This window comes from Leucobacter sp. UCMA 4100 (assembly GCF_027853335.1).
Lineage (GTDB): Bacteria > Actinomycetota > Actinomycetes > Actinomycetales > Microbacteriaceae > Leucobacter_A.
The window spans coordinates 2504676-2526747 of the sequence record NZ_JAFEUS010000002.1; the positions used below are offsets into that span (position 1 = coordinate 2504676).

Consider the following 22072-nt stretch of genomic DNA (forward strand, 5'->3'; position numbering starts at 1 on the left):
GCGCGTAATTCGTGCTTGCCGGAACACCGCTCATCTTGCAGCTTTTCACCGTGCTCACGCAAGCGTTATGATCGTGACTTTCGTGAGCCGCGTGCCATCCGGTGAATCTTTCGTGCCATCAGCTGACTCACGATTGCGCTTGGAATGAGTAAACATACCCCTCGAACAACATCACCCATGTGCAAGGGGTGGCCTCTGCGGTCGAGCTCTTTGCGCGCGATCAGTGCACCCGGGAGCATGATCGGTAGGGCAGTAGCAACCCCCGCGGTATACCGTCGTAGTGAAGCTGACGCTGCGAGGTGGGTATAAACGTGGGCCTCAAGCCCTGCCAGTGCTGCACGGTACAGTGAAGAGCGGCCACCGGTTTTTTGCCCGCGCCAGCACGCGGCGGCGACAATCACCGCCATGATCGCAACCGCTGCCCACGACTGGTGCTTATCGATGCGCACAGACTCGATTTTGGTGCGGTCAGCTAAGTCGTCACACGTGGCGGGGAACGCCAAAGCTTCTTCGACATCATGAATGGCCCAAGCAGCGAACAACACTGTCGGCCCGGCAAGTCTCATATAAGCATCATAAGCGCTGTGTGGTGGCTCTTGTCAGCGGGCGAGTGAGCGCGACAACACAGCGCGTTTGGTTACCTCATGGCCGACCCTGGTCGATCGACCGCGAAGGCGAGGTGGGGCATAGTGACGCCTCGGTACTGCTTTTCGAAGCGGCCGCGAACCGTCATGCCGAGCCTGATGGCGACGTTCATTGAGGCGAGGTTTGTGTCGCGTATTTGCGCCCATACTCGTTCTGCGTCGAGCCGGTCGAAGGCGTAGTCACGGCAGGCACTGGCTGCTTCGGTCGCGTAACCATGATGCCACTGTGTGCGGTTGAAGAGGTAGCCGACTTCGATTACGTCTTGGTCGAGCATGTGTTGCCGAGTGAGCCCGCACTGGCCAATCATCTGGCCGGTTGACCGTAGCGTGACCGCCCACAGTCCGAAACCGTCGGTGTTATATCGCTCGGTCATGCGCAGCAGCCAAGCATCGGTCATGGTCTCGTCGAAGGCTCCCTCGTAAGCAGCCATCGTTTGTTCGTCCTGGAGTATTTCGCGAAGCGCGGGGAGGTCGGCTGCAGTCATCTCTCGCAGAGCAAGGCGTGAAGTCTCAAGGTGCATAGGACTATTGTTTCAGGGCGAGCCCCGAAAGCCGGGTTTGGTGTCTTTGGGGGCACTGTGGCGATCGACGTTGGGTGTATTCGCGTTTACTTGACGAAAAGCAGGGTGTTGGGCGAGAAACACCCTGCTTTTCGTCAAGTAGCGGCGATGGCGCCGGGCAGCACGCGACCTACCGCGCGCGCCGCACCCGGCCCTCGTCCCAGACCGGCACATCTGACTCGGTGACCTCGCCGTCTTCGCCGAAGACGAGGTAGCGGTTGAAGTCGCGCGCGAACCACCGGTCGTGGGTTACCGCGAGCACGGTTCCGTCGAAGGCGCGCAAAGCCTGCTGCAGCGCCTCGCCCGAGACGAGGTCGAGGTTGTCGGTCGGCTCGTCGAGCAGCAGCAGGGTTGCGCCGCCGAGCTCGAGCAGTAGAATTTGCAGTCGCGCCTGCTGGCCGCCCGAGAGCGCCTCGAAGCGTTGCTCTGACGCCGCCGCAAGCTCGTAACGCGAGAGCGCCTTCGCGGCCTGCTCGCGGGGAAGGCCCTGCCGATGCTCGTCGCCGCGGTGCATGATATCGAGCAGCGTGCGACCGACGAGGTCGGGCCGCCCCTGGGTCTGCGCAAACCAGCCGGGGCGCACGCGCGCACCGAGTTTCGCGCTGCCCTCGTGTAGCACGGGCTCGATGATGACATCGGTGCCCGGCCGGTTCTCGGCCTCGGGGTCGGTGCCGCCCGCGGCGAAGAGCCGCAGCAGGTGAGACTTGCCCGAACCGTTCGAGCCGAGCACCGCGATACGGTCGCCGTACCAAACATCGAGGTCGAAGGGCAGCATGAGTCCGGTGAGCTCGAGATCGCGGCACACGATCGCTTTCTTGCCGGTGCGCCCGCCGCCGAGCCGCATCGCGAGGTTCTGCTCTCGTGGTTGCTCCTGAGGAGGGCCGGCTGCCTCGAACCGTGCGAGCCTCGTCTGGGCGGCGCGGTAGCGACTCGCCATGCCGTCGTTGTACGCTGCCTTCTCCTTGTACATCTGCACGAGGTTCTTGAGCTTCTGGTGCTCTTCGTCCCATCGTTTGCGGAGCTCCTCGAAGCGCTCGAAGCGTGCAGTCCTGGCCTCGTGATACGTGCTGAACGAGCCGGGGTGGGTCCACGTGGTGTTGCCTGCCGCGCCGAGTTCGAGGGTGACGATTGCGGTCGCACTCTGGGCAAGGAGTTCTCGATCGTGGCTGATAAAGAGCACGCTCTTCTCTGACGCTCGCAGCCTCTCTTCAAGCCAGCGTTTGCCTGGTACATCGAGGTAGTTGTCTGGTTCGTCGAGTATGAGCACCTCGTCACTGCCTCGCAGCAATGCTTCGAGTGCGAGCCGTTTCTGTTCGCCGCCCGAGAGCGACTGCAGCGGGCGATCGCCGCACCGGTCGAAAGGCATGCCGAGCGCCGCGGTCGTGCAGACATCCCACAGCACTTCGGCATCGTAGCCACCCGCGTCGCCCCATGCGGCGAGAGCGCGAGCGTAACTCATCTGCACCGCCTCATCGCGGCTCGGGTCGTCGTTTTCGAGGAGGCGGTGTTCGGCCTGTTGCGTGCGCTCTGCGGCCCGCTGAACCGCTTCGGGCGAGAATGAGAGCAGGAGGTCGTGCACGGTGCCGGCGGTGAAAAACTGGGGCATGACACCAACCTTCCCGCCGCTCGATACAACGCCCTCGTCGGGTGCGGTTTCGCCCGTGATGATGCGAATAAGGGTTGATTTGCCGGCACCATTGGCTCCGATGAGGCCAACGTTTGCGCCGTTGCCGACGCGAAAGTTGACGTCGCTGAGGAGTGGTCGACCGTCTGGCAACGTGTAGCTGATGCCAGCGAGTTCGAGGTGAGACATGGGTGCTGCTTTCTTCCCACGAGGGTGGGTAGCGAAGAATGATTGCGGATCAGAGCGTGCGTCGATACCGACGCACGCAGCGTTGGGTCGCGGGCGCGGGTGGTCGCCTGAGCGCGACTCGATCGGCCAAGCCGGGCAAGCCGGGCAATCCGGGGAAACCTGGCAAATCGAGGGAGCCGGGCAAACGGCAAGAAATGGGTGGCCACGAGGCCTCCTGTGTAGCGTGCCGCGAGCGATGATCATGCTCGTGACGGTCTGACGGGGGTCAGGAGGGGTCAGAAAAGACACCCTCCGAGGGGAACCCTGCGCGGATGAGACGCAGGCCCGTTAACCAAATGCCAGTCGGTACACGCTTCGACCGTACCGTAAGGAGGCACCCTGGCGCCAGGGCGCAGTGCCGGGCGTCAGTTTTTGGGCGGTGTGTTTTTCGTGGGTGTTGCTGGCGCGACAAGCTTGTCGCGTCCTGCTCCATAGCCAAAGAATGCCATGACGAGGTTGAGCGCGACGAGGGTGATGAGTGGCATCGTCCACCCGTTGGTTGCGTCGTGCAGTACTCCGAGGAGGAGCGGGCCCGCCGCAGCAATGAGGTACCCGATCGACTGGGCCATGCCCGCGAGCGCGGCGGCTTCGCTTGGGCCACCGGCCCGTTGCGATTGAAAGCTGAGGGCCAACACGAGGCAGGCTCCGCCGCCCAAGCCTAAGAGAACGCACGCGAGAAGCGCGAGTGAAGGCGCGACGAGCAGCAGCATGAAGCCGCTTGCCACGAATACAGAGGCGAGAGCGGCGGTGAACCGCTGGTCGGTGCGGCCGCGGGTGACCAGGGGAAGGGCCATGCTCGAGGCAAGGGCAACAACCTGGTAAAAGAAGAGCATCCATCCTGCGCCCGAAAGGTCCATGCCCTCGTGCTCGAGAATGCTCGGTAGCCAGGCGATGACGGTGTAAAAGCCGAGTGACTGCAGCCCCATGAAAATGGCGACCTGCCAGGCGAGCGCTGAGCGCCACGGGGCTCCGGCTCGTGGTGAAGCGGTGCTCGCATCGGGTCGGTCGTTTCGAGCCCTCGGGAACCAAACGGCGAGGGCGATGAGCGCAAAGATGAGCGCCCATGCGAGTGAGGTGCGCCATGAGCCAGGCAGCACGTTCGACAGCGGAACAGAAATTCCCGACGAGACAGCGGCGACGAGCCCCATGACGGTGACGTAGAGGGAGCTCACCATCGGGATATGTCGCGGCGGCACTTGACTGCGAATGATCGATGGCAGCAGCACATTGCCGAAGGCGATGGCTGCCGAGAGGATAACCGTGCCGATGAAGAGGCAGGCAAGCGAGGGAAGGGAACGCACGATGGTTCCGGCCGCCAGCGCGGCGAAGGCGACGACGAGCACGCGGGCCGATCCGCACCGGTGTGAAATGCGGCTCACGAAAGGTGAGGTCAGGGCAAAGGTTAGCAGTGGCAAGGTCGAGAGCACGCCACCCCAGCTCGCATTGAGCCCGGTGTCATGTTGTATTGCCGGGAGCAGGGTTCCCACGCCTGTGAGGGTCGCGCGCAGGTTTGCGGCGACGAGCAGGATGGCGATGAGTAGGCCTGCGCTGAAAGCTGGCGTGGACGATGTTTTGGTTGAGCCCCTCACTCCGCAGCCTCGGGCTGGTTCGTGTTGGTGGTTTCGACGATGTGCGTGGCGACGACCCGTGCCTCGGACTCGTCGCCGTGCTCGATGGCGCGCACGAGCGCGTGGTGCAGGAGTTGGTGTTCCTGCTGCAGGGCTTCGTTGACGGGCAAGCCGCCAAGCGTTTCGGTGATCGCGTGGCCGAGGTGTTCATAGATCTCAGCGAGGAGTGTGTTGCCGCTCGCCGCGATGACCGCTCGGTGAAACCGTGCGTCGGCATCTGCGATCTGGGGCATTGATTTGGTCGCCGCGACGGTGTCTGCCTCGACGAGGAGTTCTCGAAGTCGTACCACGTCTTGCTCGCTGCGACGCTTGGCTGCGAGGCCTGAACCGTAGGCCTCGAGGAGAGCCCTGAGCTCAAAGACGTCGTCTCGGGGTGACGATGCTGCCCGGCGCATGAGCACTGCCTCGAGCTCGCTCGAAGCGCGCACGTAGGTGCCGTCACCAGCACGCGCTTCGAGAAGACCGAGGTGGGTGAGTGCGCCGAGGGCTTCGCGCAGCGTTGTGCGACTCACGCCGAGTTGCTCGACGAGCTCATGCTCTCCCGGGAGTCGGGTGCCCACGGGCCAGGCCCCTGAAGCAATGTGCTGCCGCAGGTTCTCGACGAGCTGTGCCGAAAGGCTGGGTTTGCGTTTGGGCGCGGGCGGTTGAGTCATGGTAACGACAGTAATACGAATGTCAGACATTTGCAAGAGGGGATCAATGCCGTGCGTGTGATCGCCCCTGGAGCAGTCACGTAAACCACCAAGACAGAACGGCACAAGGCTGGGCAAACGCTGATGGGAGCTGGGAACCAAGGCTGTACCGGTCAGGTCGCATCGATACGCTACGGTCATGAGCGTCATCACTTCAACAGCAAGGTTTATCAGTTGGGCTGGCTTGACCGCGGCGGGAGCGGTGCACGCCGTTTGGGCGACGGGTTCGTCGTGGCCAGCGAAGAACGCGAAAAAACTCGGCAGTGCGACCGTGGGCAGCACCAAGGCAACGCCGAGTCCCGGTGCGACCGCGGCCGTTGCCGGGGCAGCGCTCAGCGCCGGTGCCATCGCGGCGGGAGGTCTAGGCGAAGGGCGAACCGCCGTTGGCCTGAGGCGTCTGATGGGGCTCGGCATGATTGCCCGCGCGGTCGCTGGTGGCGACGCTACGCTGCGAGCGCTGGGGCTCGCAAAGCCCAATGCGACGTTCACCGAGCTCGACCGTCGCTACTACCGCCCGCTCTTCGGGGCCCTTGGCGTAGCGCTGCTGCTTGGTGCCAAGAAGAAACGTTGAGCGACCGGCGACGGTGAGTTGCTCTGCACCATAGCGTAAACAACGTCACTGCCGAATTTCGAGATGTTCGGGAGATGAGCTGGCAGGCGCCTTTAAACGCTCTCGCTTCGTCCCCGGTTGCTCTCTCGTCAGAGGCGTTTCTTGCAGGTCTCGAGCATCTTCTGCGGTGGACAGTCCGTTTTCAAATAGTAATTCGACGGCGCTTGCATGAGAGGGTAAAGTTCCCAAGACAGGCAGAGACTTGCCCTGTAGCTCGTTTCGGTCTCGTGCAGTGTGAGGTATTCGACGACAACGTCGTATTCGCGTGAGCACTGAGTTTGAGTGCTTAGAAGGCTCTCTTGAGAGAACGATCGGTGTTTGCTGAGCAGTGCAAATTGACCGCGTCAGAAAGTAGTATCTCGCAAGAATGAATGATCGCGGATCATCATGGGTTGCGAGTTGCGCGCATTCTCTCGTCTTGATCCGTTCCTGAGCGTGTTCTCGGTGGGCGCTTTTCGAGGCGTCCGCCGAGAGTGGTGTTTAACCGGTGCGCCTCAGCTGTCGACAGTGCACCTTTGCTCGGTGAGGGGCGCCGAGAATCAATGGGTCTGGCGCCCACCACCGAGTCGTTCGATGTTACTTGACGTCAGGCTTTTGACGTGAAAGCAGCAGAACAGAGCCAGTAAGCAAGAACAATACGATGCTTAGCTGCATCCAACTTGGCATTCCTGCAGCGCCAGTTTTGGCGAGGAGCCCGTTTTTGCTTGTATTCGTGGTCGTGTCGTTTGCAGTGCCCTTGCCGTCAGTCGCGCTATCGCCTATTCCGGTGTTGTTGTTTCCATTCGCGTTGCTGTCGCCTTCGGTGTTGCTGTCGCCGTCGGTGTTGCTGTCGCCTTCGGTGTTGCTGTCACCCTCGGTATCAGCGTCGCCAGGCGCAGCGTCAGAGATAGTCACGGTGAACTCGTACGTCTTCTCGGCGGCGCCGTTTGAAACGAGAGTGCTGAAAATAAAGGTTCCGGCCTTGGTCGGAATTCCTTCGAGATTGCCAAGGTGAGAAAGAGAAAGCCCGGGTGGTATTGAGCCGCTCACAATCGTTGCGAAGGGTGGCGATGGTTTTCCGTTAAGAATAAAATCAAAGTCGTAGGGCTCGTTAACTGTACCGTTCACGGGCACGCCAATGAGAGAAACTTCTGGGGTTGTTGAAACATTGACCGGAAGAACCCCGGTGAAGATCGCTTTGTGTGTGGTGCCGATAGAAAAAGTCGTTTCCCATTGCCCTGATGTAAGCCCGTCAGTATGCCAAGTTGTTTCTGTGCCGTCTGTCGTGCCCGTACCTGGTGCTGGGGTGAGGCTGATGGGTTTGCCATCGGCGCCAATGATCGGTGACGTTATCGCAACTCCGTTTTCAACTTCTTGCTGAGCTAAGACCTGGCCGCCGGCGTTCAGAGTTTGTAAATTAATGTCTTTCAATGGAGAAAGATCGCCCACTGCGTTATTCGGAATGTAAAGAATTTTCAATGTCGAGAGGCCCGCGAGTGGTTTGAGATCAGTCACTCTGTTGTTGTGAAGCATAAGCCCGTGCATGTTCGTCAGGCCTGCGAGCGGCGTGAGATCAGAAACGTTGTTGTCGTTCAGAAACACGTTGTAGAGCGAAGGCAGCTGTGACAGCGGTGTGATGTCGTCGAGTGAATTGTTGGCGAGCGAGAGCTCTTTGAGTTTTGAGAGGCCTTCGAGCGGTGCCAGGTCAGAGATATCGTTATGCGATAGCCGAAGAGTGGTGAGATTGACCGCATGCTTCAGCGGGTCGAGATTCGTTAATCCGCTTTCTTCGCATGAGAGGTCGGCGAGGCGTGCCATCGTTGCCTCGGTTACCACGGCGTCGTCAAGCTTGAGTCGGGTTTTGACGCATGCTTCGAGTGCTGGCTCGTGAAAGATAACCGGGTCTGAAGGAGCCGCAGAAGCTGCGACTGGAATGCTAACGGCGGTGAATGCGAACCCTGCAATAACTCCAAGACGTAAGTATTGCTTGAGGTGCTTATTCTGTGATTTTCCCCTGATGTTCATGTAAATTAATGATACCAACAGGGCAAAGGGCTACATAGACTTTTGTCTTGCTTGTGCTTTTTGTTCGGGGTTTTTGTTGAGATTTTGAAGGAAATGTGAAAACCCGTGGTTGGCGCTGACGAGAGTCAACGTCAACCACGGGTTATGTTGCGGCTGTAATAGCAGCTACTGAGTATCAGGCTTACGCCGTGAAAGCAGCAGACCTGCGCCGACAATCACGAACGTTGCGATGCTCACTTGCAACCATGCAGGTGCGTTGTCGCTACCAGTTGTTGCGAGTTGACCGTTTGCGTCGGTGTTGTGGTTCGGGCCATTCGCTGTACCGGTGCCGTTTGCGCCGCTCTCGGCGGTGCTGTCACCGTTGGTGTTGGTGTCACCTTCGGTTGTGCTGTCACCTTCGGTTGTGCTGTCACCTTCGGTTGTGCTGTCACCTTCGGTGCTGGTGTCACCCTCGGTTGTGGTGTCACCTTCCGTGCTGCTGTCGCCTTCGGTGGTGCTGTCGCCTTCGGTGGTGCTGTCGCCTTCGGTGTTGGTGTCACCCTCGGAGTCGTTATCTCCTGATGCTCCATCTGCGATCACAATTGTGAAAGGGTATTGGGCTTCGGCCTCTCCGTTCGATACGAGAATCTTAAATGTGAACGTTCCTGCAAGAGTAGGTGTTCCAGTGAGAGCGCCATTTGGGGCTAGCGTGAGGCCCGGCGGAAGTGACCCCTCTGCTACAACCGCATCTGGCATTGAAGGCTTTCCGTCGAGCTCGAAATCGAAGCTGTAAGGAGAGTCGACGGTTCCATCTGGGGGTGTGCCGGTGAGTGAAACTTTCGGTGTGGTGCTTGCGGTCACCGGAAGGCGGCCTGTGAACACAGCCTTGTTCGTTGTGCCTGTAGCAAAAACTATCTCCCACTCTGCCGAAGCTTGTTCGTCAGCATGCCAGGTAATCGTGTTTCCTGAAGCTGATGCGAGCTGGCTGTTGGGTTTGAGTGGAAGAGGCTTGCCGTCGATACCGATAACCGGTGAAGTGGTTGGCTCTCCGGTTTCTACATGGAGGCGAGCTATTTCCTGACGGTCGGCGTGAAGTGTCTGTAACTCAATGTTCTGTAGAGGTGAAATGTCGCTGATCTTGTTGCTGTAGACGTAGAGAACACGAAGGCTGCTCATGTCTTTGAGGGGTGACAAATCAGAGATGTTATTGTCTTGCAGAAGCAAGCCTCGAATGTTTGGCAAGCCTTCGAGTGGCGATAGGTCAGAGACGTTATTTCTGTTGAGGATGATCTCGTTGAGCGACGTGACTGTTGAGAGTGGGGAGATGTCTTCGATCTTGTTGTTGGTCGCAGAAAGCGTTTTCAGCGACGTGAGGTGAGCCACTGGACTCAGGTCCGAAATGAGGTTGTGTCTGATGTCGAGTCTTGTGAGATTCGTCGCGAATGCGAAAGGCTCGAGCGTCGTGAGTTCAAGGTCATTGCATCTGATGTCTTTGAGGTCTGCCATGTCGGCTTCGGTAACGACGGCCTCTGTATCGAGCTCAAGTCTCTCCTTGACGCACGTTTCAAGCGCTGGTTCTTGAAATGTGACCGGGTCTTCATTCGCGGCGAGCGCGGGAGAGGCGATGCTTATTCCGGCGAGCGCAAACCCTCCGATGATCCCCAGACGTAGGTATTTCTTTATTCGATAGCTTTGTGTTTTTCCCCTAGTGTCCATAGTTATTCAAAGTATCAGCGAGGGTAATTGATTGATAGACATGTGTCTTGCTCCTATGGGTCACTCCTTCTAATGGCGTTCTCTTTTGTAGGTATTGCCTCGACGTTTGAAGAATGCAAGCAGCCCGGCAGCCAACAGCAAAGTCGCTCCGAATAAGACACCTGAGAATCCATAAGCGCCTGTGACCACAAGCGTGCCGATCGCATTGATGATTCCCGGGGCGTTAGGTATACGCTGTTCAGCGCTTGCCTGAGCTACGGTGTTGGCGTGGTTGCCCAGCATGCTTCCAGTTACCAAAGCATGATTGACCAGCGTCGTGCCTCGGTGTGCATCAACGATTTCAAGATGTGCTTTTGCAGTGACACGGTCGCCTGGCTTCAGCACCCCAGGTGTGCCGGGCCAATCGATATCGAGGGCCGTGAGCCCCGGCATTTCGTCGGTGAAGGTGACGTCGCTGAGCGAGACGTTGCCGGTATTCGTGGCCGTGAGCGTGTAGTTCACGCGATCGCCTTTCAACGACAGCGCTGCACGCTTGGTCAGCGAGAGCCCGGGGGCCTGCTGCGTGAGAAGCTCTGCGCTTGCGGTTGCGGTCGAGGTGATGCCCTTGGCCGTACCGGTTGCGGTCGCGGTGTTGAGCACGCCTCCGGCATCGATGTGTGCCTGCTCAATCTTGAGCGCCGCGTGGGCGATCACTGCTTCGCCCGGTTTGAGTGTGCCGGGCTCACCAGGCCAATCGCCGAAGCGAAGCGCTGAGAGACCGTCAAGCTCGTCAGTTACACTGACATCGTGCAGTGTGACGCCCCCAGCGTTGGTCACGGTGAACTCGTAGGTGGCCTCGTCACCAACGCCGTGTGCATCGCCAGCATCGACCGTCTTTGCCAGTGAGATGGCCGGCTGCGTCGTGAACACGAGCTCGCTGCCGGCGTGATGCGTTGCCCGAGCGAGGCCAGAGAGGCTGAGCCCGCTCACCACGCCCTCGTTCACGAGGAATCCCTCGTCAATGTGCTGCTGCGTGAGCGAAAGCTTGGCCGTTGCCGTGACCTGCTCGCCGGGAGCGAGCTCGCCCTCGGCTGCGGGCCACTCGCCAAACGTCATGTCTGCGAGGCCCTCAAGTTCATCGCTGAGGGTGATATCGCGCAGGGTCAACGTGCCCTGGTTGGTGACCGTGTATGTGTACAGTACGGTGTCATCGGCAACCGCATCGACTGTGACGTTTCGATCGAGCACTTCGGGAGCGACCCGCAGGCTGATCGCTGCGGTGCCGGGCACCACGGTGGCCGTCTTGGCCGCTGCGGTCACGGGCTCTTCGCCAGCTGAGGCGCCAACCCGCTGGGCGCTCACGGTCGCGGTGTTCGTGATCGTGCCGTCATCGATGTGCTGCTGCGAGAGCGCCAGTGTCGCTGTGCCCACCGCTTTCTGGCCGGGGGAGAGCGTTCCTGCTTCGCCAGGCCACGCAATGTCGAGGCGGGGCAGCCCGTCTAACTCGTCGGTCATCGTCACCCCGTCGAGCGTCACGTTGCCGGTATTCGTTGCGGTGACCGAGTAGTCGATGGTGCCCTCAGCAACACTCAGCGTGCCCTGTTTCTCGAGCTGAACATCGGGAAGCTGTGTGAAAATAACCTCTGCTTCGTCGGTATCTTTGGTCGTCACACCGGTAACGGGGTTCTTGGCGGTCGCGCTCGCACTGTTGACGAGTACACCTTCATCAAGATGTTGCTGAGTGAGGGTGATGCTCGCGGTTGCGACCGCTTGTTCTCCCGGTGCGAGCTCGCCCTCTTGCCCTGGCCAAGCGATGTCGAGATTGCTGAGGCCAGGGAGGGAATCGATAAGGCGAACATCGCTCAGCGTCGAGTTACCAGGGTTCGTGATCACGAAACGGTACTCGGCAAGTGAACCGACGGCACCACCGTCATGCGCAGTGACGCTCTTGTCGAGGTCAATCACCGGGGTAGCGTCGAACACGACGAAGGCGTCGTCGTCATCGTGAATGCTCTGGCCGCTGGGAGTATTCGCGCTGGCGACTGCCTCGTTTTTCAAAACGCTCTCGTCGATGTGCGCCTGCGTGAGCTCGAGGCTCGCGGTTGCGTTGGCCGAATCGCCCGGAGCGAGTCGGCCAGGGGCTGTGGCATCGGGCCACGCCTCGAAGGCAATGTCGCTCATGCCAGCAAGTGGGTCGTCAATGGTGACATCACTGAGCGTCAGGGTGCCCGTATTGGTGACCGTGAAAGCGTATTTGACGGTGTCGCCCGCTGCTGCCTGCTCAGGGTCAACGCCCTCAGCGAACATGGCCGACTTCTCAATGGCGAGCGTTGCTACCCCCGCGAGCGGCACGGTCGCGGCCGCCTCTGCGGTGACCGGATTTGGCGTCGCCGACGAGGCTGCCGAAACCGCTGCCGAGTTCGCCGCCGTGCCCTGGTCAAGCTGTTGCTGCGTGAGCGCAGAGGTCGCTGTTGCCGTGACTTCTTGGCCGGGCGCGAGCTCGCCGGGGCTCGGCTCATCGGGCCAAGAATCGAAGCGGATCTCGCTGACCCCCTCGAGCTCATCGCTGATCTTGACGTCGCTGAGTGAGGTATTGCCGGTGTTGCGTACCGTGAACTGCCATAGGATTGGCTGGCCTGGTAGCGGCACCTTCGGTGCGATGCCTTGCTTCGTGAGCTCAACGCGGGGCTCAAGGTTCTGGAACCCGAAGTCTTTCGCATCGGCAACACCACCGCGACCAAGCTCGATGAGTCCTGAGACGCCGTCGCTGCCGTTGCTCGGTGATACGGTGTTTTGCCACTTACCAGTCGTGGGTGGCAGGCTCGCGGCGTCGACGCTCACGACAATGGCGCCAGAGGCGAGTTCTGAAAAACGGTATTCTCCGTGAGCATCGGTTTGCATGCGGTCAACTACTTGATCGCCTCGGGTGAGCACGATGGTGACTCCGCTCAGTGTGTGCTCTGTTTCATCGCGCAGCCCGTCACCGTTTGCATCGTTCCACACGATGCCCGACACCTCGGCTGAGGTGACCCGAGCGAGGGCAGGCGCGGCTTCGGGCAGCACCGTGCTTGCGCCCTTGAGGCTTCCGCTCACGGTGCCAGCGAAGCCATCGCCGCTGCATGATTTCGGGGCGTTGAGCGTGAACGCAAGCCGGCCGATGCTCTCTGCGCCAGAGACGAAGTCCGCCACGACCACGCGCAGGGCAGTGGCCCCTGCGATCTGCTCAGGAGTTGCCTGCTCGTAGTCGATCCACCGGTATTCGGCGGCGGGAGCCGCGGGACGTGGTATCTGGCGCACACCCGCGTCAGTCGTGAGCTGTAGTTTTGCGCCAACACGGTCGCTTGCCGAGAGCGCGGCCTCTGCAAGGGTGATGGGGCCGGTCACGCTCGTGCCGCGCTCATCGCCATTGTAGGGCAGAACGGTCATGAATGAGCTTTCGCCTTGCACCTGGGTAAGAAAGTTGAACCAGTCGATCTCGTACTCTACTGCCTCACCGGGGTCGAGCTCGGGGGTGACTGCTTCGATTTCGACCTTCGTTGCCGGGGCCTGCGTGGCTTTGATGCCCGCGGGTATCCAGGTGGCAGAACCGTCGGCATTATAGATCTGGTCGGCACGCACGGCGGCTTCGAGGTAGAAGTACCCGTCGTCACTCTGCGGCGCGATTTGAGAGGTGCTGACGTCGATGACTACCGGTGAAGCGACGGTTTGTAACGAGTGAAGCGGCAGTTTGTAGAAGAACGTGAGGGGCATGCGACCCTTGTCATCGATCTCGCCGAACTCCCAGCGCCACGCATGGGTGTCGATGCGTGAGAAGTCAATGGTTGAGAGTACGAGGTTTTCAGGCAGGAGCATCTCGAGTTGCAGCCCCGTGATCTTGGTCTGCTTCGCAAGCTCGCTGTCGGCTTCTGGGCTGCCGTCGACCTTTCCCAAGGTGGGCAGCGCGGTGTAGCGAACTGCCTGGCCGGCGATAATGGGGTCTTTACTGCCCACCGGTTTATGGGAGCTGTCGAGCCCGACGCCAGAAATGCTTGGCGATGCCGTGCCCGCACGAACCGTGAGCGATTCGGTTGTGTCGCCGGTGTACTCGAGGTACTCTTCGTGCTGGGTCTTCGCGCTCACCAGCCCGTGCGTATAAATGACGCCGGTATCGGGCATGCCATTGACGTAGCCGCGGGCTACCTTCAGCTGCGTTTCGGCCGAGATCTTTGCCTGGCCTATTTTTTCAACTGGTTCGCCGTTGTTTGGCACGTATGCCTCAACGAATTCGTAACGTAGGCCATTGATCTGCGATCGATCGCCATCGTACGATTCGAGAGGCGCCCAGTTGAGCGTGAGTGCGTTTGCGGTGTCAGGCTCGGTGGCATACTGCGGGCCTGCTTCGTCGGTCACGAACACTCGATAGTCGGCTCCTGGCTGAAGTACCTCGCCTAGCTCAGGTTTCAGCTTTCCCGGGGCGACGAGTGAATACTCAGCGGCATCCCAGAACTCAAAGAAATTCAGCTCTTCGGTGGGTGGCACCTCAGAGGTCGTAGCGTTGTGTTCTTTGAAACCGTAGGGTTGAAAATCGACCCGGTGTATGAACCCGTACCCGGGAAACACTATGCGGTTGAACCGGATCGCGTTGTTCTCATCGACCCGCTTTACTGCCCCCGAAACCTTTGGTTCGAAGAGCGTTGGCGGGCGCGGCGTGTTGTCTTTCTGCCGGTACCAGCCCTGTGCAGTCGTCTCTGATTTACCCGTGTCGCTGAGCGGCTGGCCATCGACCGTGAGCCAAGGCTGCTCGACCGACGGGGCGACAGAGACCGAAACATTGATCGGTTTCTCTGTGGCCGACGGCACGAGTCGCGTGGGTATGTAGATTGAGATCTCGGCCGAGCCAGAACCCGCGAAGAACTGGTCGTCGTTGAGTTTCTCACCTTCAAGCACGAGTTCGAAGGTGCCGGCAGCGGTGTTGATATTTTCGAGCCTGGCGGTAACGCCATAGGTCGGGGCACCCGAGATCTCGACCGCATGGGGAAGCGTTGCCTGGTCAATGCCGTCACCGGTGAGGGAATACTGGCCCGAGATGCGAACGGAATCGTTGCTCCACACCACAGGCCTCGTGCCGGCAACCGTAACGGCCTCGTTGCGCACCGAAACCGTAAATTTGTTTGCAATCGCAGGCTCGGCCCGCTGCCCGAAATCAACGTCCTGTCCTACTGTGGGCGATCCGCCACCGCTCGAACTCAAACGGTTGCGCAGGTCGACCTGGTGCACGCCGACCGACGTGACGGTTTTCGGTGTTCCTGTCGTGCCGATTTCACGGGTTGAATCGCCATCACTCACCGAGACGGTGGGGAAGTATTCGACACCGACCGCATCGCTGATGCGCTTCGGGCCCCCGCTGATATTCGTGAGGTCAACCAGCTGAACCCCGGCATCGGCGCGGTCAGAAGCGATCTTGACGGTGAGTAACCGGCTGCTCTGCGAAAGCGAGTAGGTCGATACGTACCCGTTTTTGCCTTCGGGGTTGTGCAGCCCTGACAGGTCGAGTGATGATCGATCCCAAGCCCAGCCTTCGGGAAGGAGCTGGGTGATGACCCCGTCTTGCAAACCGGTCAGTGTCATCGTCCAACCGAAATTGACCAGGTTGCCGAGGCCCACGAGACCGTCGTTCGGTTCTTTATCGCCCGGAGCGACGCTCGTGCCGTCGTCGAAAACCCGCAGTTCAAAGTCGCTAATCGATCCCGTTGCCGCAGCGGCTGGCGCGGCTCCGGGCCCTGCCGCAACGAAGCCCGTAAGTACAAGCAAGCCGGTGAGCAGGCTTGCCACGACCCTTGCGGTTGCCAAGCGAAACGTTGTTTGTGAGACCACTGTTTTCCCCCGAAATGCCCCTTGAAGCGCAGACCATGATGTCACGCCACATTTCATGTTATACGTGCGACTACGTGTGGAGCTAGTCTCGTGGGCGAGACAGGGGGGGGTTATGCCACCAACCCGGGAAAGTGGATGGGTTTCGCGAGGGCAGTATCGGTGACCGGCTGCTGGCACACGAGAACCGGGGCGCCCGAGGTTTGGTGCACGAGCGGGGGAAGACCTGCCAGTACGGCAGAAGGGTATGGCGGCGCACTCAGCCGAAAGAGCGGGCGGCCGTTGCTGCCCAGCAGCAAGACAGCCTGCATGTTGCCAGCCTGAGTGGTCACGACAGGAAACACGATGACGGCGTGCACCTCAGAAAAGCTGACTCGCTTTGCCCCTGGGAGGGGAATGCGCGAGCGCACCTCGGTGCTTTCAACGACGAGTGCCTGAGCAGGCCAGATGAGCGTGGCCACGCCAAAGAACACCGCACCAATCGCGCCTACGGTGGCGCACACCGTGCCCGTGATGCTGCCAATACCCACTGAGAAGCCAAGCCAGAGCACACCGACGCTCATCACGGTCATGACTAAACCGAGGGTAACCATGATGAACACACGCTTCGGCGAGCTGCGATAAGAACCGGTGGGAAGCGGCGCTGCCTGTTCGAGACGCGGATCATTGAGATACGACAACAGCTGCATGGTTGGTATCGTACGGCTCGAGCCGGGAAAGTGCTAAACGGCCGCGTCTTGCGGCATGCAACCAAGGAATGGTGCGGCATCGAGCGCGGGGCGTTTCGACTCGCTCATGCGCTTGCGAAATGATTCGTCGATGCTGCCGACGTAGAGCCATCCAAGCAGCATCTCGCCGTCTTCCAAGCCGTGAGCCGCGCGTACCTCGGGAGCGTTCGCGAGCATTCCCGTGCGCCACATGACACCCCAGCCGGCCTGCCAGAGCGCGAGCTCGAGCAGGTGTCCGGCCCCGGCGGCCGTCGCGAGCTGCTCCCACTCGGGTACCTTCGGGTGCTCTTTGGGACTCATCACGAGTGCGATGAGGAGTTCGGCACGAAGCGGCTTGGTGTTCACCTCGCCGGGCTCGCGGCTTACCCCATCGGCAGCGTCGAGCGCTTCGCCGAGTCTGAGCCGGTCGTCGCCACGCAGAGTAATGAGCCGCCATGGTCGCAACGACTTATGGTCAGCCACCGGAGTGACCGCCGCGAGCAGTCGAGTGAGCTCCTCGTCGCTCGGTGATTCGGGCCCGACCTTCGAAACGGAGCGCCTCGCGGCCATCGAGTTGAGAACCGGGTCATCGAAAAACTTCATGGCCCCATTCTCGCAAGTGACCCTGAACGAGGCAACGGTCGCCGGTTGTGCAATACGCTGTTCTGGTACGAACAACCCGGGAGCGTGAGTGACAAACGAACACAGCGGTGAGGGGCATCGCGCCGACAGGCTCTATTCGGCCCTTGTGAAGCGAAACCCCGAGGCAGAGCAGCAGCTCCCTCCCGAGGTGCAACAACACATTGCCCCCAACGGGCTGAGACAAGTGCTCGCAAACGCACTCCAGTCATCGGGTGACCAAACCGTCAATGCGTCGACTGTCCTGCCATGGCTCTTTTCGGCCCTCGGTGTGCCGCCGGCGCTCACTGGTCTGCTGGTGCCCATTCGGGAGTCTGGGTCGATGCTGCCGCAGGCGGCCCTCACCCCGCTCGTCGTGAGAGTGCGATACCGCAAATGGATTCTCGTCGTGGGCGCCCTGATTCAGGCGCTCTCGGTCGCCGTCATGGCGGGCACGGCAGCGCTCGGCTCTGGCCTCGCGGCGGGCCTGACGATCATCGTCGCGCTCGCCGTCTTCTCGTTTGGCAGGTGCCTCGCATCGATCGCCTCAAAAGACGTGCTCGGGCGCACCATTCCCAAGGGAGAACGCGGCCAGATCAACGGTCTCGCAACGACCGCGGCCGGGCTCGTTGCCATCACGCTCGGCCTCGCGATCCGCATCATTGGCGGCGAAGAGCTTGCTGCGGGCCAAATCGCATGGCTGCTCGCCGCCGGTAGCCTGCTCTGGTTTGGGGTCGCGCTCGTCTACGCCGGCATTCGCGAGCCCGCGGGCGAGCCTGGCGAGCGGCGTGAAGCGAAACCCGAGAGCGAATACGCGCACCACTGGTTTCGCCAGATGCTCACGCTGCTCTCAAACGACAAACTCTTTCGTCACTTCGTGACCGTTCGTGGGCTCTTGCTTGTCTCGGCGCTCAGCCCGCCATTTGTGGTTTCGTTGTCGATTCAGAGCGGATCGGCCAGCCTTGCCGGCCTCGGCGGCTTTATCATCGCCTCTGGCGTTGCAGCGCTGCTTGGCGGCAGGGTATTCGGCAAGCTCGCCGATCGGTCGAGCGGCCGTCTCATGAGCGTCGGGGCGGGAATCGCCTCTGGCATCATCATCGTGACGGTGCTTATTGTCTCGCTGCCGGGATTTCACGCCGACGGTTTCTTCGGCAATCTGCTCTTCATCGCGGTGTACTTCATGATCACGCTCATGCACACCGGGGTGCGTGTTGCCAGGAAAACCTACGTGGTCGACATGGCAGAGGGTGACAAGCGCACCGCCTATGTCGCCGTATCGAACTCTGCGATGGGCGTCATCTTGCTCGCTGTCGGCGGGGTGAGTTCGGCGCTCGCCGCAGTGCACACGGTGTGGGCGCTGCTCTTCTTGGCGTTGCTCGGACTCGTTGGGGTTTTCGTCGGAGCGCGGTTGCCGAAATAGCGGCTGAGCCACTTCGCGGTACCCACAGGGCTAGACACCCTGTCGCGACTGGAATACCGTGAAAGGTATGCAAGCGTGGGTTGGTTGGGCACTCTTCGGCGTTGGAGCCGTGTCGTTTGTCTTCGCAGGGCTGCGTTTTCTCACGTTGCAGCGGGGCCGACTTATTTCGTACCGGCATCGCTCACCGCTTGTGCCGCGTTGGCTCTTGGCGCTGTGCGCGCTGTCAATCGTGACCTACACGGCTGGCGCCGCCCTCGTCACGAAGGCAGACACCGTGTGGTGGTGGCTCTTTCACCTGGTTCTTTTCGTGTTCCTGCCGGTGTGGAGCACCGTATGGGCTCATAACTTTCGCGTTCTTGAGCGCCTGGATGCCCCGAAAAATCAATGACCGGCTCATGGTTCAGCGCGTAGCATGAGGGGGTACCCGAACAACAGGAGAGCACCGTGGCACCTTCACCCCTGATATCTGTCGACGAGCTGAGCGAGGCGTTGCGTGGGCCGAAGCCGCCCGTGTTGCTCGATGTGCGCTGGTCGTTGCAGCAGCCAGATGGGAGCGAGGCCTACCGCTCGGGTCACTTGCCGGGCGCTGTATACGTGTCGCTTGACACCGAACTCTCGAACTTTGCTGATGAGCCGACAGAAGGCCGCCATCCCCTTCCAACGACCGCGGTGTTGCAAGCGTCTGCTCGCTCGTGGGGTGTTAACGATGGCGACGAGCTCGTCGTGTACGACGACGTTTCGGGGCCAGCCGCAGCACGTGCCTGGTGGCTTTTGCGCAGGAACGGCGTGCGCACGGTTCGTGTGCTCGATGGCGGTCTGCAGGCCTGGATTACTGCGGGCGGCCGGCTTGAAGAAGGCGAGGTGCGCCCGACCAGCGGCACGGTCACCCTTGTGCCGACTCCTGAGGTGGCCCCGGCGATCAATCGTGATGCGGTGCCAGGCTACGCTGCGAGCGGCATGCTCGTTGACGTGCGGGCTCCAGAGCGTTTCTCGGGTGAATCAGAGCCGGTCGACCCCGTCGCGGGCCACATCGAGGGCGCGGTGAACCTTCCCATGTCACACCTGACGCGTGATGGTGGCATGGCCGAGCCAGGGCTGGTTCGCGCCGAGCTTGAACGCCTTGGGGTTGACCTTGAGGGCGAGGTCGCCTTGTACTGCGGCAGCGGCGTGACCGCCGCGGGCGCGGCTCTCGCGCTCGAGTCGGCCGGGGTACGCGCTGTCGTGTACCCGCCGTCGTGGTCGGGGTGGATCGCCGAGTGACTGGAACCGCTATCGATGTTCCCGGCGAAAGATGAGTAGCGCGTCACGAACGAGGTCGTGAGGGTAGTGATCCCATACGATCTCGGTCATGGCAACAGGACTCAGGTGTCTCGAGAGAATCGCTGCGCAGTCGTCAATGAGTGGGGTGAGGTTGTCGCCGCGCTTGAGGTCGGCGACGTTCCACACGACGTGGCCGCCGGGCGCGACGACGCGTGCGCACTGAGCGGCCACGAGTTCGAGTTCTGCGAGGTATCGCTGGTAATCGCCGCCATCGGCTTCGTACGCGGTGAGCGGATCGGGCTCGGCACCATGCGCCGCCATGTAGGGCGGTGATGTGAGCACGAGGGCGATCCGCCTACCGACGAGATCTCGGGGAACGAGGCGCAGGAGCTCGCGTGCATCGCCCTCGATAACCCGCGCTTCTGGGGCGAGGTTCGCGAGCGCTTCGACGCGCTCAGGCAACAGCTCGATGCCGAGCGCCGATCGGCCGAGCTCGAGCGACCTGGTGAGTGTCGTGCCGAACCCGGCGAAGGGATCGAACACGAGATCTCCGGGTTCTGAGAACGCCTTGAGTGCATGATCGGTGACCACTTGGTGCATGTGCACGTCTTCGTCGGCGTGCGCGGGGCGGTGCGCGATGAACTGCTCGTGGGTTACTGAGAGCTGTGCATCGAAGGTGTTCGTGTGACTGGGTGCGATGGTTGAGGTCATCACCGGTGGGGTCATGCCCAGAAGTGTATCGAAGAGTCGAGGCAGCGCTCCTTGATCTCAGGACCTCGGCGCGGCGGACGAATTGCTCCAGAACCCCGAGATTTTTCTAGATCGCAGAAATTCGGCGTTTCTTCACCCCCAAATTGTGCTCTCGGTGCTGTTTGTGGGGTGCAGAGTGAGAAGTACCCCGTTAGATCACCGAGGTCGTGATCAGGTCATCACTACAAAGGAGTCACCATGACTGCATTCCAGAACGACATCGAAGCCGTAGAGGCTCTGAAATCTGAGCAGGGTTCTGCTTGGGCAGAGATTAACCCCGAGTACGTTGCTCGAATGCGTGCGCAGAACCGTTTCAAGACCGGTCTTGAGATCGCCCAGTACACGGCCGATATCATGCGCCGCGACATGGCTGAGTACGATGCCGACTCATCGGTGTACACGCAGTCGCTCGGCGTGTGGCACGGTTTCATCGGTCAGCAGAAGCTCATCTCGGTGAAGAAGCACCTGAAGACGACGAACAAGCGCTACCTGTACCTCTCGGGGTGGATGGTCGCCGCAATGCGCTCAGAGTTCGGTCCGTTGCCCGACCAGTCGATGCACGAGAAGAACGCGGTCCCCTCGCTCATTGAAGAGCTGTACACCTTCCTGCGCCAGGCTGACGCCCGCGAGCTCGATCTGCTCTTCGAACAGCTCGACTCGGCTCGCCTCGCTGGCGACGAGACGACCGCAGAGTTTGTGCAGTCGCAAATCGACAACTTTGAAACGCACGTTGTGCCGATCATCGCCGACATTGACGCGGGCTTCGGTAACCCTGAGGCGACGTACCTGCTCGCGAAGAAGATGATCGAGGCGGGGGCCTGCGCGATCCAGATCGAAAACCAGGTTTCAGACGAGAAGCAGTGTGGCCACCAGGACGGCAAGGTCACGGTTCCTCACGAAGACTTCATCGCGAAGCTCAACGCCGTACGCTACGCGTTCCTTGAGCTCGGCATCGAAAACGGCATCATCGTGGCCCGCACCGACTCGCTTGGCGCGGGGCTCACACAGAAGCTCGCCGTATCAAACGAACCCGGTGACCTCGGTGACCAGTACAACTCGTACCTCGATGTCGAAGAGATCTCAGAGTCTCAGCTCGGCAACGGCGACGTCGTGATCAAGCGTGACGGTAAGCTGCTGCGCCCGAAGCGTCTCGCTTCGAACCTCTACCAGTTCCGTCCCGGAACGGGCGAAGACCGCGTCGTGCTCGACTGCATCACCTCGCTTAAGCACGGCGCCGACCTGCTGTGGATCGAAACTGAGAAACCACACGTTGAGCAGATCGCTGGCATGGTTGACCGCATTCGCGAAGCCGTGCCGAACGCAAAGCTCGTCTACAACAACAGCCCGTCGTTTAACTGGACGCTGAACTTCCGTCAGCAGGCGTACGATGCCATGCTCGAAGACGGTCAGGACGTTTCGGCGTACGATCGCGACCGTCTCATGAGTGTCGAGTATGACGAGACCGATCTCGCTCGTCTCGCCGACGAGAAGATTCGCACCTTCCAGCAGGACGGCTCGGCTCGCGCGGGGATCTTCCACCACCTCATCACCCTGCCGACCTACCACACGGCGGCGCTCTCGACCGACAACCTCGCGAAGGGCTACTTCGGTGACGAGGGCATGCTCACCTACGTTCGCGACGTGCAGCGTGAAGAGATTCGTCAGGGCATCGCGACGGTGAAGCACCAGAACATGGCCGGTAGCGACATCGGTGACCGCCACAAGGAATACTTCGCTGGCGACGCGGCGCTGAAGGCCGGCGGCAAAGACAACACGATGAACCAGTTCGGCTAAACACCGCTG

Annotated in this window: 16 protein-coding genes; 5 read left to right on the plus strand and 11 right to left on the minus strand. The window is 60.8% G+C overall.

Annotated elements, in window-relative coordinates; translation table 11 throughout:
- Positions 1-65 precede the first annotated feature (65 nt).
- From JSO19_RS13150 to JSO19_RS11640, 5 genes are all read right to left on the minus strand, one after another.
- Entirely contained in the window at positions 66-566 is a 501-nt protein-coding gene (locus tag JSO19_RS13150; RefSeq protein ID WP_442915692.1) for an HXXEE domain-containing protein, read from the minus strand.
- A gap of 71 nt (positions 567-637) precedes the next feature.
- Positions 638-1165: a GNAT family N-acetyltransferase gene (locus tag JSO19_RS11625; RefSeq protein ID WP_270911831.1), complete on the minus strand. Its 528-nt coding sequence runs from the start codon at positions 1163-1165 to the stop codon at positions 638-640.
- 169 nt (positions 1166-1334) lie between these two features.
- On the minus strand, positions 1335-3017 hold the full coding sequence (locus tag JSO19_RS11630) for an ABC-F family ATP-binding cassette domain-containing protein (protein WP_270911832.1): 1683 nt from the start codon (positions 3015-3017) through the stop codon (positions 1335-1337).
- A gap of 404 nt (positions 3018-3421) precedes the next feature.
- Entirely contained in the window at positions 3422-4645 is a 1224-nt protein-coding gene (locus JSO19_RS11635) for a CynX/NimT family MFS transporter (protein ID WP_270911833.1), read from the minus strand.
- Complete coding sequence (locus JSO19_RS11640) at positions 4642-5337, minus strand: FadR/GntR family transcriptional regulator (protein ID WP_270911834.1); 696 nt, start codon at positions 5335-5337, stop codon at positions 4642-4644. The genes JSO19_RS11635 and JSO19_RS11640 overlap by 4 nt, the downstream gene beginning before the upstream one ends.
- A 178-nt stretch (positions 5338-5515) precedes the next feature.
- On the opposite strand from JSO19_RS11640, the gene JSO19_RS11645 reads away from it, so the two are divergent.
- Positions 5516-5947 (plus strand): DUF3995 domain-containing protein, encoded by a 432-nt coding sequence (locus JSO19_RS11645; protein WP_270911835.1) that lies wholly within the window; start codon positions 5516-5518, stop codon positions 5945-5947.
- A gap of 615 nt (positions 5948-6562) precedes the next feature.
- Here JSO19_RS11645 and JSO19_RS11650 read toward each other — a convergent pair.
- The 5 genes from JSO19_RS11650 to JSO19_RS11670 form a co-directional block, all read right to left on the minus strand.
- Positions 6563-7990, minus strand: coding sequence for a leucine-rich repeat domain-containing protein (locus JSO19_RS11650; RefSeq protein WP_270911836.1), 1428 nt, complete (start codon positions 7988-7990; stop codon positions 6563-6565).
- A 165-nt stretch (positions 7991-8155) separates the two neighbouring features.
- Complete coding sequence (locus JSO19_RS11655) at positions 8156-9685, minus strand: leucine-rich repeat domain-containing protein (RefSeq protein WP_270911837.1); 1530 nt, start codon at positions 9683-9685, stop codon at positions 8156-8158.
- Positions 9686-9754: 69 nt separating this feature from the next.
- On the minus strand, positions 9755-15493 hold the full coding sequence (locus JSO19_RS11660; RefSeq protein WP_270911838.1) for a DUF7507 domain-containing protein: 5739 nt from the start codon (positions 15491-15493) through the stop codon (positions 9755-9757).
- 134 nt (positions 15494-15627) lie between these two features.
- On the minus strand, positions 15628-16203 hold the full coding sequence (locus JSO19_RS11665; protein WP_270911839.1) for a hypothetical protein: 576 nt from the start codon (positions 16201-16203) through the stop codon (positions 15628-15630).
- 33 nt (positions 16204-16236) lie between these two features.
- Positions 16237-16824: a nitroreductase family protein gene (locus JSO19_RS11670; RefSeq protein ID WP_270911840.1), complete on the minus strand. Its 588-nt coding sequence runs from the start codon at positions 16822-16824 to the stop codon at positions 16237-16239.
- A gap of 88 nt (positions 16825-16912) precedes the next feature.
- On the opposite strand from JSO19_RS11670, the gene JSO19_RS11675 reads away from it, so the two are divergent.
- The 3 genes from JSO19_RS11675 (at position 16913) to JSO19_RS11685 (ending at position 19519) form a co-directional block, all read left to right on the plus strand.
- Positions 16913-18259 (plus strand): MFS transporter, encoded by a 1347-nt coding sequence (locus tag JSO19_RS11675; protein WP_270911841.1) that lies wholly within the window; start codon positions 16913-16915, stop codon positions 18257-18259.
- 67 nt (positions 18260-18326) lie between these two features.
- Positions 18327-18647, plus strand: coding sequence for a hypothetical protein (locus JSO19_RS11680; RefSeq protein ID WP_270911842.1), 321 nt, complete (start codon positions 18327-18329; stop codon positions 18645-18647).
- A gap of 56 nt (positions 18648-18703) precedes the next feature.
- Positions 18704-19519: a sulfurtransferase gene (locus JSO19_RS11685; RefSeq protein WP_270911843.1), complete on the plus strand. Its 816-nt coding sequence runs from the start codon at positions 18704-18706 to the stop codon at positions 19517-19519.
- Between the two features lie 9 nt (positions 19520-19528).
- Here JSO19_RS11685 and JSO19_RS11690 read toward each other — a convergent pair whose 3' ends face one another.
- Positions 19529-20245: a DNA methyltransferase gene (locus tag JSO19_RS11690; RefSeq protein WP_270911844.1), complete on the minus strand. Its 717-nt coding sequence runs from the start codon at positions 20243-20245 to the stop codon at positions 19529-19531.
- Positions 20246-20467: 222 nt separating this feature from the next.
- On the opposite strand from JSO19_RS11690, the gene JSO19_RS11695 reads away from it, so the two are divergent.
- Entirely contained in the window at positions 20468-22063 is a 1596-nt protein-coding gene (locus JSO19_RS11695; RefSeq protein ID WP_270911845.1) for an isocitrate lyase, read from the plus strand.
- Positions 22064-22072: the final 9 nt, after the last annotated feature.